The 14,079-nt window shown below is 68.7% G+C and carries 9 protein-coding genes and 1 tRNA gene; 7 read left to right on the top strand and 3 right to left on the bottom strand.

The features are described 5' to 3' along the window. The first annotated feature begins 194 nt into the window (after positions 1-194). Positions 195-1,112 (top strand): M14 family metallopeptidase, encoded by a 918-nt coding sequence (locus M0G41_RS10285; RefSeq protein ID WP_248209001.1) that lies wholly within the window; start codon positions 195-197, stop codon positions 1,110-1,112. 12 nt (positions 1,113-1,124) lie between these two features. On the opposite strand, the gene M0G41_RS10280 is transcribed toward M0G41_RS10285, so the two are convergent. Then, positions 1,125-1,847 (bottom strand): PaaI family thioesterase, encoded by a 723-nt coding sequence (locus tag M0G41_RS10280; protein ID WP_248208999.1) that lies wholly within the window; start codon positions 1,845-1,847, stop codon positions 1,125-1,127. A 184-nt stretch (positions 1,848-2,031) separates the two neighbouring features. Between M0G41_RS10280 and M0G41_RS10275 the strand changes: the two genes are divergently transcribed. Next, positions 2,032-3,777, top strand: a complete 1,746-nt coding sequence (locus M0G41_RS10275) for a tetratricopeptide repeat protein (RefSeq protein ID WP_248208998.1) — start codon at positions 2,032-2,034, stop codon at positions 3,775-3,777. A 509-nt stretch (positions 3,778-4,286) separates the two neighbouring features. Here the strand turns inward: M0G41_RS10275 and M0G41_RS10270 are convergent. Next, entirely contained in the window at positions 4,287-5,201 is a 915-nt protein-coding gene (locus M0G41_RS10270; RefSeq protein WP_248208996.1) for an alpha/beta hydrolase family protein, read from the bottom strand. 531 nt (positions 5,202-5,732) lie between these two features. Further along, complete coding sequence (locus tag M0G41_RS10265; protein ID WP_248208993.1) at positions 5,733-7,052, bottom strand: GntP family permease; 1,320 nt, start codon at positions 7,050-7,052, stop codon at positions 5,733-5,735. 132 nt (positions 7,053-7,184) lie between these two features. Between M0G41_RS10265 and M0G41_RS10260 the strand changes: the two genes are divergently transcribed. The 5 genes from M0G41_RS10260 (at position 7,185) to M0G41_RS10240 (ending at position 14,010) form a co-directional block, all read left to right on the top strand. After that, complete coding sequence (locus M0G41_RS10260) at positions 7,185-9,380, top strand: TonB-dependent receptor (RefSeq protein WP_248208991.1); 2,196 nt, start codon at positions 7,185-7,187, stop codon at positions 9,378-9,380. Positions 9,381-9,491: 111 nt separating this feature from the next. Next, the gene (locus M0G41_RS10255; protein WP_248208988.1) at positions 9,492-10,493 is read left to right on the top strand and encodes an extracellular catalytic domain type 2 short-chain-length polyhydroxyalkanoate depolymerase; all 1,002 of its coding nucleotides are present in this window, start codon (positions 9,492-9,494) and stop codon (positions 10,491-10,493) included. Between the two features lie 62 nt (positions 10,494-10,555). After that, positions 10,556-10,642: transfer RNA gene (locus tag M0G41_RS10250), tRNA-Leu, on the top strand. Positions 10,643-10,665: 23 nt separating this feature from the next. Then, positions 10,666-12,303: an FMN-binding glutamate synthase family protein gene (locus M0G41_RS10245; protein WP_248208987.1), complete on the top strand. Its 1,638-nt coding sequence runs from the start codon at positions 10,666-10,668 to the stop codon at positions 12,301-12,303. Between the two features lie 189 nt (positions 12,304-12,492). Continuing rightward, positions 12,493-14,010 (top strand): fumarate hydratase, encoded by a 1,518-nt coding sequence (locus M0G41_RS10240; protein ID WP_248208985.1) that lies wholly within the window; start codon positions 12,493-12,495, stop codon positions 14,008-14,010. Positions 14,011-14,079 lie beyond the last annotated feature (69 nt).

Here is a 14,079-nt window from a genome sequence, read left to right as displayed (position 1 = left end):
ACCGGACGTACCGTCCGAACGCCGTGATCGGTGCGCCAAGGCACACCCTGTGGAGCTTCGCGGCGCGCGACACCTCCCGATGCGCCGAAGTGCCGCGCGCCTGCGGCGTGGCGAAAGTGCGCACGAATCGGGGTGCCGGCCGAGGCGCTTTGTCGATAGGATGCGTCGCGATCCAACAGCACAGGTTGAACGTCATGATGAGCGGCACGTATCCCATAGGAACGCCCGGCAAGCCGTGGGGCGATGCCGAGCGCGCGCAGTGGCTTTCGCGGCAGTCGATGCAGCGCAGCTATGCCGAGGAGGTGCTGTCCCGCATCGACGCCCTGAAGGCGAAGTTCGAGGTGGAGTGCTACGGCGTGCTGGGATACGGCGCGGACCGCTATCCGCTGATGGCGGTGCGCAGCCGGGTCTGGGACGATGCGCTGCCTTCGGCGCTGGTTACCGGCGGCGTCCATGGCTACGAGACCAGCGGCGTGCACGGCGCGCTGGAGTTCCTCGAGCGGGACGCCGAAGGCTATGCCGGAAAGGTGAACCTGCTGGTCGTGCCCTGCGTCAGTCCCTGGGGTTACGAGCGCATCCATCGCTGGAATGCCGATGCGGTCGATCCGAATCGCTCGTTCCGTGAGGACGGGGCGGCCGAGGAGGCGTCCGCGCTCATCCGCCTCGTGGCACCGATGCGCGGGGACTTCCTGGTCCATGTTGATCTGCACGAGACCACCGACAGCGATGAAAGCGAGTTCCGCCCTGCGCTTGCGGCGCGGGACGGCAAGCCGTACGAGCCGGGCGAGATCCCCGACGGTTTCTACGTCGTCGGCGACAGCGAGAATCCGCAGCTGGCATTCCAGTCGGCCATCGTCGATGCGGTGTCGCGGGTGACCCATATCGCCCCGGCGGATGCCCGCGGGCAGATCATCGGATCGGACGTGGTCGCCCCCGGCGTGATCCTGTATCCGTTCGAGCGTCTCGGCCTGTGCGCCGGCGTCACCGGCGCCCGCTTCGCCAGCACCACCGAGGTCTATCCGGACAGCCCGCGGGCCACCCCGGAGCAGTGCAACAAGGCCCAGGCCGTTGCGGTGACCGCGGCGCTCGACTTCGCACTCGCCGCGGACTGAGGCGCCGCGCCGTCAGCGCGTCGCGCCGGCCGCGCCCGGCTGCATCACGATCCAGGTGGCCCGGGCGAGGGCCAGCACGCGGCCATCCGAGCCATAGACCGCCGATCCGGCGAAGCGCTTGCGGCCTTCGCTGCCGAGCTGCCAGCCGGCGGCGATGCAGGGCTCGCCGACCTTCGGCGGATCGTCGATCCGCGCGGTGAGTTCCCCCAAGAGGGCCGGGGCGCCGTCGGGAAGCGGGGCGAAGGCGAAGAAACCGGTGCAGTCGAGGGCCGACCAGAGGAACTCAGGACGCACTCGGCCCTGCGCATCGCCGAGGTTCTGGGCGGGCGTCCAGGGGGCCGCGACCAGGTCGCGGCCGTCGATCCGGCCCGGAAAGATCCGCAGGCCGTCGCCCTCGTCGCGTTGCGGGCCGCAGACGAAGCAGGTCGGAAACGGGTGCTCACGGAACCCCACGTAGTGCTTCGCGGCCTCCCGGCACGATGCCGCGTCCGGCGCCTCGGGCGCTTCGATTTCCAGCAGGGCGCCGCCGCCCTGGGCGATCACCGTGTCGCCGTCGACCAGGCGCAGTTGCAGCCCCTCGCGCCGCAGCTGCAGGGGCCGATCGAGCGGTGGCGGCTTGAGCAGACGCACGGTGGCCGCACCGTCGATCTCCCGGCCGAGCAGGCCGCAGGAGTAACCGCCGTTGCCCGAACGGGGCGGGCCGCAGAACCGCGAGTCGATGTGCAGGACGTCCATGGGGGGCTCCGCAAAAGCGGGCATTTTCGCCGGGAGGGCCCGGCGGCGTCGAGCGCGCAAGCGCCACGCCTGCCGCCGGTCGCCTGCCCTCCGCCGGTGGACGCCCACAGCGCCAGCGAAGCTTGGCGTTCAGCGGCGGTTGGGCTAGCTTTGGCGGGTTGACGGTCCCGAGGAGCCCAACCACATGGCCCAGCACCCCCTGTTCCTGCGCTTCGGCGAGCTGTATCGCGCCGAGCGCTTCGAGGAGGCCCTCGCCATCCTCGACCGTCTCGAGCAGGCCCTCCCCGGCGCCCCCCAGGTGTCCTGGCATCGCGCCAACTGCCTGGAGAAGCTTGAGCGCTACGACGAGGTCGCCGCAGCGCTGGATCGCGTGCTCGAGGGCGCCCCCGATTATGTTCCGGCGATCATCAAGCGGGTCCGCTACACACCGGACGGCTTTGCCGATGAGGACGATGACGATGAGCTGCCTGAAGGTCAGCTGATGCAGCGTGCCGCCGAGCGCGCGGAGCGGGCCCGGGAATCCTCGCGGTTCGCCGAATCCGAACTGCGCAGGGCGCTGTCCCTGCAGCCTGACAATGTCGACGGGCTGGAGCTGCTGTCCAACGTTCTGCGCTATCGCGAGGATGAAGAGCTCGATGCCAGCCGCGTCGAGGCCGAAGCCCTGCTCGATCGCGCTATCGAGCTCGCTCCCGACCGTGTCGATCTGATCGAGACCCGGGCCAATACCCTGCGCAGCGATGCGCTGTGCGGCTACGCGGAGGGCGACGAGAACCTGCCTGCCAGCGACCCCGATCTGGTCCAGACCTATGCAGGCCTGCGCTACCACCGTCCCACCCTTGAGCGGGCGCTGGCCGATTACGATCGCTGCCTCGCCTTGACCGGTCACCATCGCTATGCGGTGCGCCTGGGCATGGTGCTGCACGATCTCGGCCGCTTCGACGAGGCACTGGCCCGCTACGACCAGGCGCTGGCCCAGATGGAACCCGCGGATCCGACACGCGAACACGTGTGCGAACTGCGCGAGCGGTCGGAGGACCAGGGCGCCGGCGAGCGGGAGCAGGTCGCGCGCCTTCTGGAGCGCGGGTTGACGGGGGAGGGCGACCGCAGTCTGCAGGACGATCTGGCTGCGCAGGCGGTGATCGGCGCCGCCCAGGCGGTACGCCACGGTCGATCCCTGCAGGAAGCGCTGGACAGCCGGCTCAGCGAGGATCCCGAGACCCTGGTTGCGATGAACATCGCCCAGCAGATCCTCAACACGGCGCACGAGCCTCCGCCGCAGCTGGAGGAGGTCGATCCCGCCCGCTTCCCGCTCTACCAGCGCCGCTACGTCGAGCGGATCGGTCGCGACATCGCTCCCCTTGGCCTCGACTACATCGGTGATGCCGAAGCGACCGGCCTGTTCCCGATGCTCGGCCAGCACGTGCTGATCCGCTTCTTTGCCGATGGCGAAGGCGAGATCGGCATCGCCGCCTTCGCCATCCGGCCGAAATGGCCTGGCCTGAGCGGTTTTCTGCGCATGCTGCTGGCGCGACAGTGGAAGAGCCACGGCATGCTCGAATGCGTCAGCCAGTTCGAGGACGGCACCCACCTGTCCACCCAGTTCGAGAATCCCAGTCCGTTCCGCTATGAAGGCGCGGTGCAGATCGAGCGATTGCCTGTCGCCACGCCGGTTCGCGATCTGGTGGCCCGCCACCTCGAGCGCCATGCTGCCTACAAGGCCGGGCATCCCGGCGTCCGGCCACTGATCGCCAATGACGTCGAAGGGATGGATCTGCGCTGGCGCGAAGGCCAGATGAGCAAGCGCGAGTATCGGCGCTCGATCGGGTATATCAGCGATGCCGAGCTGCGTCAGCTGCTGGGCGACAACTACGACCAGTACGCCGTGCGCGTGCGCGAACAGCTGGCGCTGCTTGCCGAGGACTATGCCTGAGCCGGAGGGCCGGGCCGTGCGCTGAAAGGCCGTCCCGTTCCTCGCAGTGGGCCGGCTGACTCAGGCCGAGAGCACCATCCGGGCGATCGCGGCAGGGCACCGCGCCGCGGCGGGTCGCGGCGGGCGTACCCCGCCCAGGTCCAGTGCGCTGCGCCCAGGCGAACAAGCGGCGCGAAGCAGACATTCATAGGGTGCGGCTGGCCGCACCGGGCGTACCGCCCGAACGCCCGTATCGGTGCGCCAAGGCACACCCCATGGGGCTTCGCTGACGCCGTAGAGGGGAGCTTGCTCGCCTGACATCCCCAATCGGATCGCCATACCGCAGCGCTACGGATTCACCACGGACCTAGGTCAGAGCGGACCTCCGCGGTCGCGCCCAAGGGCGCTCCCACAAACCGCCGGTCCGTTTGCTGGGCCGCGGCGAATGCGCACTTCGCGCCCCAAGCACGCACTGAAGGCCGGCCGTCAGCAGTAGGCTGTCCGCTTGGTCGTGCCGGTGGCATGCCATGTCAGGCGCGGCGGGCGCTGCCCCGGGCGCCTTCCAGATGTTTCGGGGCCGTCCCGCGTTCGTTGAGGAAGGCGGCGATGCGGCGGGCGGGCTCGGCCGGGTGGCGTAGCCAGCGGAAGTGGCCGGGGCGGTGGCCGTCGACCCGGTCGACGCGCTCCAAGCGGAACGGTGCCGCGGTCATGGCGGCGAGGCGCTCGGTGCTGGCCTGCGGCGCGTAGGTGTCGCCGGCCATGGACAGGCCGAGTATCGGCAGCTCGAGACGGGCGAGTTCCGGACACGCGTCCCAGCCTTCTTTGCCGAGTCCGTTCAGCCGACCGGTACGACAGAAGCGCGCCCATTCCAGCATCAGCCGTGCGCCCTGCGGGCCGCCGAACCGGAACCAGTCGCCGCGGAAGACGCCGAGCCTGCGGGTGCTGGCGGCGACCAGCCAGGCAAACAGGCCCACCAGCCAGCGCATCGGCGGCGCGAAGGTCCGGACCCAGGGTGCGCCGCTGGCCGCCAGCACCACACTGCCGGCGCGATGCTCCGGGTGCCGGGCCTGATGCAGCAGGCATAGCTGCCCGCCCAGCGAGTGCCCCAACCAGTGTCGTGCCTGTCCCGGCCAGCGCTCGCCGGCCAGGCGAAACAGTATGTTCAGCTCGGCATCGACCAGGTCAAGGTAGCCCCAGTCCACGCCGCGGCGGGCACGCAGCGAGCTGCTGCCGACACCGCGCAGATCGAGGACCATGGCGTTGACGCCCTCTCCGGCCAGAGCAGCGCCGAGCCGGTGATAGTGGCGCGCCGGCACGCCCAGGGCAGGCACCAGCATCAGGCAGGGGGCCTGGCCATCGGCATCGAAGGCCTGCACCGCGGTGCGGCCGGGGCCAAGATCGATTTCGAAGCTCGCGGACGGGAGGTCGACGGGACGCTGGCTCATGGGGCGCAGGGCAGGGCGGGGCTCCCTACCTTGCCCGAGCGCTTTTCCCGCGGCCAGAGCCGGATCCGCCAGCGGCAGAGCGTCGCGGTGTGCAACGGGTCCATCAGCGACTGTTGAGGGCGCGAAGCAGACATCATAGGGTGCGGCTGGCCGCACCGGGCGTACCGTCCGAACGCCCGTGTCGGTGCGTCCAAGACGCACCCTATGGGGCTTCGCTCACGCCCAACGAAGCCCGACTGTAGGAGCGCCCTTGGGCGCGACAGCGGAATTCCACTCTGGCCGCGGTCTGCGGTGAATGCGTAGCGCTGCGGTCGCGCCCAAGGGCACTCCCACAGTTTGACTGCGGCAGGGCCTGCTTTGCGGCGCCAACCGGACCTGGCAACGCCGTTGCGTGTGTAGGAGCCAGCTTGCTGGCGATCGTCCGGTCCGGGGTGCCTATCGCCAGCAAGCTGGCTCCTACATTCGGGTATTGCGGAAGGTCTTCTTCGCGCCCAGACCTGCCTTTCGGCAGTCGGCCTTGCAAGGGCGGGTTTACAACCCCAGCGCGAACAGACCGAGGCAGAGCAGCAGGCCAAGGCCGGGGACGATCACGGTGAGCGCGCCCATCGGTGCATAGGCATCGCGATGCGTCTCGCCGCAGATCGCGCGGATCGTGGTGACCACGTAGCCGTTGTGCGGCAGCGAGTCGAGCACGCCCGAGGAGATCGCCACCGAGCGGTGCAGCTGGTCGGGCGGTACGCCCTGGGCCAGGAAGATCGGGGCGATGATCGGCAGGGCGATGGCCTGGCCACCGGAGGCCGAGCCGGTCATTGCGGCGATCACGCTGACCGCCAACGCCGCACTGGCCACGCCTGATCCTGGCATGTGAGTGATGGCTTCCACGGCGTAGGCGAAGGCCGGGGACAGCTTGGCCACGGCGCCGAAGCCGACCACGGCCGCAGTGTTGCCGATCGCGATCAGCGCCCCGGTGCTGCCCTCGGCGATCGCCTTGGAGGGCGTATGGAAGTGTCGGCCGCAACTCAGCGCCACGCCGAGGCAGCCGGCGAGCAGGGCGAGGATCAGGGCCGAGGTCTGCAGGCTATCGTGCCAGACGAAGCTGACCACCAGCACGGCGATCGGTCCTACCAGCGCGAGCAGCGGATGCGGCAGGCCAGAGCGCGCCGGCGGCTCGTGGTCGGTCTCCCTCGCCTCGAACTGCTCGCCCCTGGCCTTGGCCCGGCGCAGCATCCACACGAGCCAAGCATAGCCGCTGCCTGCCATGAATACGGCGACGATCAGGCTGGCCTCCCAGGCGGCCCAGGGCGATGTGTCGAGGTACTGGATGGGGATCCAGTTCTGGATCTCTGGCGAGCCGGCGGAGGTCATGGTGAAGGTCACCGAGCCGAAGGCGAGGGTGGCCGGAATGAAGCGCCGCGGCAGGTTGGCCTCACGGAACAGGGCCAGCGCGGTCGGGTAGACCGAGAAGGCGACGACGAACAGGCTGACGCCGCCATAGGTCAGGATGGCGCAGGCCACGACCACCGCCAGCGCCGCGCGCTGCGCGCCGATCCGCCCCAGCACCCAGGCGGCGACCGAGTCGGCGGCGCCGCTGTCCTCCATCAGCTTCCCGAACAGCGAGCCGAGCAGGAACATGAAGAACCAGTTGGCGATGAACCCGGTGAATCCGCTCATGTAGGCGTTGACCAGGTTCGACTGGCCCTCTGCGGCCAGCTGCGGAAGCAGGGCGAGGTCCGAGGTCAGCGCGACCAGCAGGGCGCACAGCGGGGTGGCGATGAACAGGTTCATCCCACGAATGGTGAGGACGATCAGCAGGGCAAGGCCGCCGACCAGTCCCAGCAGGCTGAGCAGCATGCGCAGTCCGGGTGTGTGGGCTGGCCGCCATGGTCGGCCGCATGGCCTGCAGCAGGTAGCTGTACGAAGGTACAGGTTACTCGTGCTGAAGCGCGGCGCAGGATGCGCGGCATGCCCCGGAGGGAAATAACCATGACGACTGCCCGCAATTCCAGTACCCGCCGCCACCCGCTGTCCCTGGCCATCGCGCTCGCCGTCCTTGTACCGGCCGCGCCGGTGCTGGCGCAGCAGGACGGCGCCCCGCGCAATGCACCCACCGCACTGAATGAAGTGACGGTCACCGCCCGCAAGCGCGAGGAGACCCTGCAGGACGTGCCGGTGGCGGTCACCGCCTTCACCGCCGAAGCGCTGGACCGCCTGGATGTCGAGGATATCGGCGACCTGGGCGCCTTTACTCCGAACCTGACCATCTACGCCGCGCGCGGGTCGACCAGCACGGTCACCGCCTATATCCGAGGCGTTGGCCAGAGCGACCCGTTGTGGGGCGTCGATCCGGGCGTCGGCATCTATCTCGACGACGTCTATATCGCCCGGCCGCAGGGCGCCCTGCTCGACGTGTTCGATGTCGAGCGCATCGAGGTGCTGCGCGGGCCGCAGGGCTCGCTGTACGGCAAGAACACCATCGGTGGCGCGATCAAGTACATCTCCGCGCCGCTTGAGGAGGACTTCTACGGCCGCGTATCGCTGACTGCGGGCGAGCGCAGCCAGGCCGACGTCAAGGCGAGTCTCAATGCGCCGTTCGGCAACGGCTGGGTCGGCCGCTTCGCGGTGGCCTCGCTGTCGCGCGATGGCTATGGCCAGAACCGGATCACCGGCCAGGAGGTGTCCGACAAGGAGATCCTCGCCGCCCGCGCAACCCTCGGCTACGTCGGCAACGACGATTTCTACGCCCGTATCACCGCCGACTGGATGGATGACCAGAGCGGCGTGCGCGGCGCCCAGATGCTGGCGCCGAACCGCTTCACCCCTGGCTTTGCGCCGCTGGACGACCGCTATGACGTCCGCAACGGCATGCCCAACATCAACGACACCTCGATGAACGGCGCCTCGCTGACCCTGGGCTGGAACCTGGGCGATGCCTGGACGCTGAAGTCGATCACCGCCTTCCGCGAGTCGGACACCGAGACCAATATCGACTTCGACCTGACCCCGCTGCCCATCGCCGACGTCAAGGCCTTCTACAGCGATGAGCAGATCTCGCAGGAGCTGCAGCTCAACTACGACAACGCCGGTGACTTCCGCGGCGTGTTCGGCCTGTACTGGTTCGAGGGCGAGGCCGGCGGCCAGGTGCTGAACAACTTCTTCGGGCTGATCTTCGGCGACACCCAGGGCCAGGTCGACACCGACAGCATCGCCCTGTACGGCGAGGGCACCTACGACTTCAATGACCAGTGGTCGGTGACCTTCGGCGCCCGCTACACCGACGAGAAGAAGTCTGCCGACGTGCTCAACATCGGCTACACCGATGCCACCTTCACCCGGCCCAGTGGCACCGTGGCGGCGGATTTCGAGGACTCGGTGAGTTTCGAGAACTTCTCGCCCAAGCTGTCCGTCGACTACCAGATCGACGAGGACACCCTGGCCTATGCGCTGTACAGCCGCGGCTTCAAGTCCGGCGGTTTCAACATCCGCGCCCAGGCCACCGCGGTGCCGCGTTCGCGTCTGCCGTTCGACGACGAGAAGGTCACCAGCTACGAGGTTGGCCTCAAGAATGCCTTCCTCGACAACACGGTGTTCCTCAACCTGGCCTACTTCTACAACGACTACGAGGACATCCAGCTCAGCGTCTTCACCGTGGTCCCGGGCAGCAACCCGCCGACCTTCTTCGGCGACTTCACCAATGCCGGTGCCGGCACCATCCAGGGTGTCGAGGCCGAGTACGCGGTGCAGTTCAACGAGGCGTTCGCCATCCAGGGCTACCTCGCCTGGCTGGACAGCGAGTACGACGAGTTCATCTCCAGCGGCGTGGACGTCTCCGGCAGCCAGCGGTTCACCAATGCGCCGGAGTTCTCCGGCTCGCTGACCGGCACCTTCACCCACCAGCTGTCCGGGGGCGGCAGCCTGGTCACCCGGCTGACCTACAGCTACCAGGACGAGGTCTACCCGACCACCGACCTGTCCGAGGCCATTCGTCAGCCGGGTTACGGCCTGCTCTCCGCCGGCATCATCTGGCAGACGCCCGGGCCGTGGCGCTTCGCCCTCGAGGGCACCAACCTGGCCGACAAGGAGTACCGGACCACCGGCTACAACATCGGCGCGCTCGGCGTGCTGAGCGGGTTCTATGGTGCGCCGCGCCAGCTCAGCGTCACCGCCACCTACGACTTCTGAACCATGCAGGACAGGGACGTCCAGCCAGGATTCTCCCCGGCAGTGCACCGCGCTTCCCCCGCGGTGTGTCCCCAACCCCGGCGCCGCCAGTCCCCTCCAGACACGCTGGCGGTGCCGGGGCTGCTTCTGTCCCTGCTGCTGGCCGGCTGTGCCGGCGAGCCGCCGCCCGCCCTGCCGCGGCTGAACATCGATGCAAGCCGGGTCAGCGTCTCGGGCATGAGCTCGGGCGCCTATATGGCCCAGCAGTTCCACCTCGCGCATGCCGAGCAGGTGCAGGGCGCGGCCCTGCTGGCCGGTGGGCCCTACGGCTGCGCCCGCGGCGATCTGCAGATCGCGCTGGGCGGCTGCATGGCGCCGCCCGAGGAAGCCCTGCCCGATGTCGCCGCGCTGGCTGACACGGTGCGATCGCGGGCTGCCGCCGGCGCGCTGGCCCCGGTCGAGGCGCTGGCCGGCGACCGGGTTTTCGTCTGGCACGGGCGCGATGACGACACCGTCAGCGCGCCCGTGACCCGCGCGGCGGCGGCCCTGCACCGCAGCCTGCACGAGGGCACCGTGGTAATCGAGGACTTCGACGACCCGGTGGCCCACGTGCTTCCGACCGCTGGCCAGGGCGGGGATTGCAGCCTCGCCGAATCGCCGTTCATCGCCGCCTGCGGGATCGACCTGGCCGGCAAGGTGGTCCGCGCGCTCCACCCCGACGTGCCCGAGGCGCCGGACGAGGCCAGCGGGGAGCTGCGCCTGTTCGATGCGGCCGTTCTCGCCGCCGGCGATCCGCCCGGGGCCGACGTCGGCTATCTCTACGTGCCTGCCGAGTGCGCCGCCGGGGCCGCCTGCGGCCTGCATATCGCCTTTCACGGCTGCCAGCAGGATGCTGCAGGCATCGGCGACACCTTCGCCGCAGGCGCCGGCTTCAACCGCTGGGCAGATGCGGCGAAACTTGTGGTGTTGTATCCGCAGGCCCGGGCGAGCTACGTGCCGCTTAACCCGAAGGCCTGCTGGGACTGGTGGGGCTATAGCGGGGCCGACTACGACACCCGGCAGGGCGCGCAGATCCGCTGGGTGGCGAGGATGGTCACGGCGCTCGGGCTGCCGCTCGGCGAGGACCTGCGCTGAGGCGCGATCCGGCGGCATCCGCGGGGCAGCTGCAGCGATGATCGGCTAACATTCCGCCACCCGCCCGGGTGGTGAAACTGGTAGACACAGCGGACTTAAAATCCGCCGGCCGCGAGGCTGTACGGGTTCGAGTCCCGTCCTGGGCACCACCGGCTGCTCGTACGGAGGCAGGATGCCGCATCCACGCTACTGGACCTGGCTCGGAAGCGGGCTGCTGGCTCTGCTTGCCGCTTGGCTGGCCTGGAAATGGCAATCCGCCGGCTGGGCCGTAGCGGCGGCCTTGGCAAGCTTGATCGCCGCGATCGGTACCCGAGACCACCTGCAGCGCTTCAGCGCAGTGCGCCGCAATTATCCGGTGCTGGCCCATTTCCGCTTCCTGATCGAGTCCATCCGCCCCGAGATCCGCCAGTACCTTCTGGAGGACGAAGAAGAGGCGATGCCGTTCTCGCGCGTGCAGCGATCGCTGGTCTACCAGCGGGCCAAGAACGTGGTCGACAAGCGACCGTTCGGCACCCTGCAGGACCTCTACGCCGACCGCTACGAGTGGATCAACCACTCCATGCAGCCGAGCCACATCGACAGTCATGATTTTCGCATCGACATCGGTGGGCCGGCCTGCCGCAGGCCGTACTCCTGCAGCGTGTTCAATATCTCGGCGATGAGCTTCGGCTCGCTCTCGGCCAACGCCATCCTCGCCCTCAACCATGGCGCGCGCCTTGGCGGCTTCTACCACGATACCGGCGAGGGCTCGATCTCGCGCTACCACCGCGAGCCCGGCGGCGACCTGGTCTGGGAGATCGGCTCGGGCTATTTCGGCTGCCGCAATGCCGAGGGCGGTTTCGACCCCGAGCGGTTCCGCGAGAACGCAGCACTGGAACAGGTGCGGATGATCGAGATCAAGCTGTCGCAGGGGGCCAAGCCCGGCCACGGCGGCGTGCTGCCGGCGACCAAGATCACCGCGGAGATCGCCGCGGCCCGTGGTATCCCGATGGGCGAGGAATGCGTCTCGCCGGCGGCACACCGCGCCTTCTCGACACCGCGCGAGCTGCTCGCCTTCGTCAGCCGCCTGCGCGAGCTGTCCGGCGGCAAGCCGGTCGGCTTCAAGCTGGCTATCGGCCATCCCTGGGAATGGTTCGCCATCGCCAAGGCCATGCAGGAGACCGGCGAACTGCCGGACTTCATCGTCGTCGACGGTGGCGAGGGCGGCACCGGCGCCGCACCGCTGGAATTCACCGACCACATGGGCACGCCCCTGGTCGAGGCCCTGCGCCTGGTCCATAACACGCTGGTTGGACTTGGCCTTCGCGAGCATATCCGGATCGGCGCCGCCGGAAAGGTGGTCAGCGCCTTCGACATCGTCCGCTGCCTGGCGCTCGGCGCGGACTGGTGCAATGCCGCGCGCGGCTTCATGTTCGCCCTGGGCTGCATCCAGTCGCTGAGCTGCCATACGGACAAGTGCCCCACCGGCGTCGCCACCCAGGACCCTGGCCGCATGCGCGCACTGGATGTCGGCAACAAGGCCCAGCGCGTCTTCCACTTCCATCACAACACGATGAAGGCGCTCAAGGAGCTGCTGGCCGGTGCCGGTCTCTCGCACCCCTCCGAGATCGGTCCCGAGCACATCATGCGCCGGGTCTCGCCGACCGAAGTGCGTTCGCTGGCGGACTTCTATCCTTGGCACCGCGGTGGCGAACTGCTCGGCGACGGTGTCCGCCTGCCGCACTTCGAGCGCTTCTGGAACGCTGCCGACGCCGGCAGTTTCCATGCGCCCGCCGACCTGATCGCCCGACGCAGGGCGAAGTCTGTATAGGTCGGCGCCGGGTCTCGCGGCCCAATCCGGCACAGCCAGGCCGGCTGCGCTTCTGCTGCTGATGGCTCCGGATCGTGGAGCCTGCGGCGCAACAGACCGAACCGGGCCTGTGGGCGGGCCGCCCGCGCCCCGCTTCCGCGCCCGCCGCTACAATATCGGGCTTCCCAAACTTCTTTCCGCGAGGCAGCCGTGGCCACCATCAAGCAGGAAGACCTGATCCAGAGCGTCGCCGATGCGCTGCAGTACATCAGCTACTACCACCCGGTCGACTACATCAAGAACCTAGCAGCGGCCTACGAGCGCGAGGAGTCGCCCGCGGCCAAGGACGCGATGGCGCAGATCCTGATCAATTCGAGGATGTGCGCGGAAGGCCACCGGCCGATCTGCCAGGACACCGGCATCGTTACCGTCTTCCTCGAGGTCGGCATGGACGTCCGCTGGGAAGGCTTCAGCGGGTCGCTGGAGGACGCCGTCAACGAGGGCGTGCGCCGCGCCTATCTGCACCCGGACAACAAGCTGCGTGCCTCGGTGCTGAATGACCCCGCCGGCAAGCGCAGCAATACCAGGGACAACACGCCGGCGGTGATCAACGTCAGGATCGTGCCGGGCGACAAGCTGGACGTCATCGTCGCGGCCAAGGGCGGTGGCTCCGAGGCCAAGTCGAAGTTCGTCATGCTGAATCCCTCCGACTCGATCGTCGACTGGGTGCTCAAGACCGTGCCGACCATGGGCGCAGGCTGGTGTCCGCCCGGCATGCTTGGCATCGGCATCGGCGGCACCGCGGAGAAGGCCATGCTGCTGGCCAAGGAGTCGCTGATGGAGCACATCGACATCCAGGACCTGATCGCCCGCGGGCCCAGCAATCGCATCGAGGAACTGCGCCTTGAGCTCTACGAGAAGGTCAATGCGCTCGGCATCGGCGCCCAGGGCCTGGGCGGCCTGACCACCGTGCTCGACATCAAGATCAAGGACTACCCGACCCACGCCGCCAACCTGCCGGTGGCGATGATCCCCAACTGCGCGGCCACCCGCCATGCGCACTTCGTGCTCGATGGCAGCGGCCCGGTTTCCCTCGAGCCGCCCTCACTGGACGACTGGCCCAAGCTCACCTACGACCCGCAGGGCGCGCGCCGGGTGAACCTGGACACCATCACGCCGCAGGAGGTGACCACCTTCAAGCCGGGCGAGGTGCTGTTGCTCAACGGCAGGATGCTGACCGGCCGCGACGCGGCCCACAAGCGCATGGTCGAAATGCTCAACAAGGGCGAGCCGCTTCCCGTCGACCTCAAGGGCCGCTTCATCTACTACGTCGGCCCGGTCGACCCGGTGCGCGACGAGGTCGTCGGCCCGGCCGGCCCCACCACCGCCACGCGCATGGACAAGTTCACTGAACAGGTACTAGCCCAAACCGGCCTGCTCGGCATGATCGGCAAGGCCGAGCGCGGTCCCGCTGCGCTGGAGGCGATCAAGAAGCATCGCTCGGTTTACTTGATGGCGGTCGGCGGCTCGGCCTATCTGGTGTCCAAGGCGATCAAGGCGGCGAAAGTCGTCGGCTTTGCCGACCTGGGCATGGAGGCCATCTACGAGTTCGAGGTCAAGGACATGCCGGTCACCGTCGCCGTCGACAGCCAGGGCACTTCGGTGCACAGGACCGGTCCGCGCGAGTGGCAGTCGCGTATCGGCAAGATCCCCGTGGTGGTTGAATGAGCGAGTCGCGCGCTGCTGGCAACAGGCTACCGACTGCCGATGCAGAGGCCGCGGTCGGCTTCCTCGATC

Origin of the sequence: Pseudomarimonas salicorniae (genome assembly GCF_023156535.1) — a bacterium.
GTDB classification, from domain to species: Bacteria; Pseudomonadota; Gammaproteobacteria; order Xanthomonadales; family Xanthomonadaceae; genus Pseudomarimonas; species Pseudomarimonas salicorniae.
This window is presented reverse-complemented; position numbering and strand designations above follow the sequence as displayed.

What these genes read in the sequence shown, in the direction of transcription:
- M0G41_RS10285 (WP_248209001.1), top strand. Translation starts at nt 195, where the DNA reads ATGATGAGCGGCACGTATCCCATAGGAACGCCCGGCAAGCCGTGGGGC.
- M0G41_RS10280 (WP_248208999.1), bottom strand. Translation starts at nt 1,847, where the DNA reads ATGGACGTCCTGCACATCGACTCGCGGTTCTGCGGCCCGCCCCGTTCG.
- M0G41_RS10275 (WP_248208998.1), top strand. Translation starts at nt 2,032, where the DNA reads ATGGCCCAGCACCCCCTGTTCCTGCGCTTCGGCGAGCTGTATCGCGCC.
- M0G41_RS10270 (WP_248208996.1), bottom strand. Translation starts at nt 5,201, where the DNA reads ATGAGCCAGCGTCCCGTCGACCTCCCGTCCGCGAGCTTCGAAATCGAT.
- M0G41_RS10265 (WP_248208993.1), bottom strand. Translation starts at nt 7,052, where the DNA reads ATGCTGCTCAGCCTGCTGGGACTGGTCGGCGGCCTTGCCCTGCTGATC.
- M0G41_RS10260 (WP_248208991.1), top strand. Translation starts at nt 7,185, where the DNA reads ATGACGACTGCCCGCAATTCCAGTACCCGCCGCCACCCGCTGTCCCTG.
- M0G41_RS10245 (WP_248208987.1), top strand. Translation starts at nt 10,666, where the DNA reads ATGCCGCATCCACGCTACTGGACCTGGCTCGGAAGCGGGCTGCTGGCT.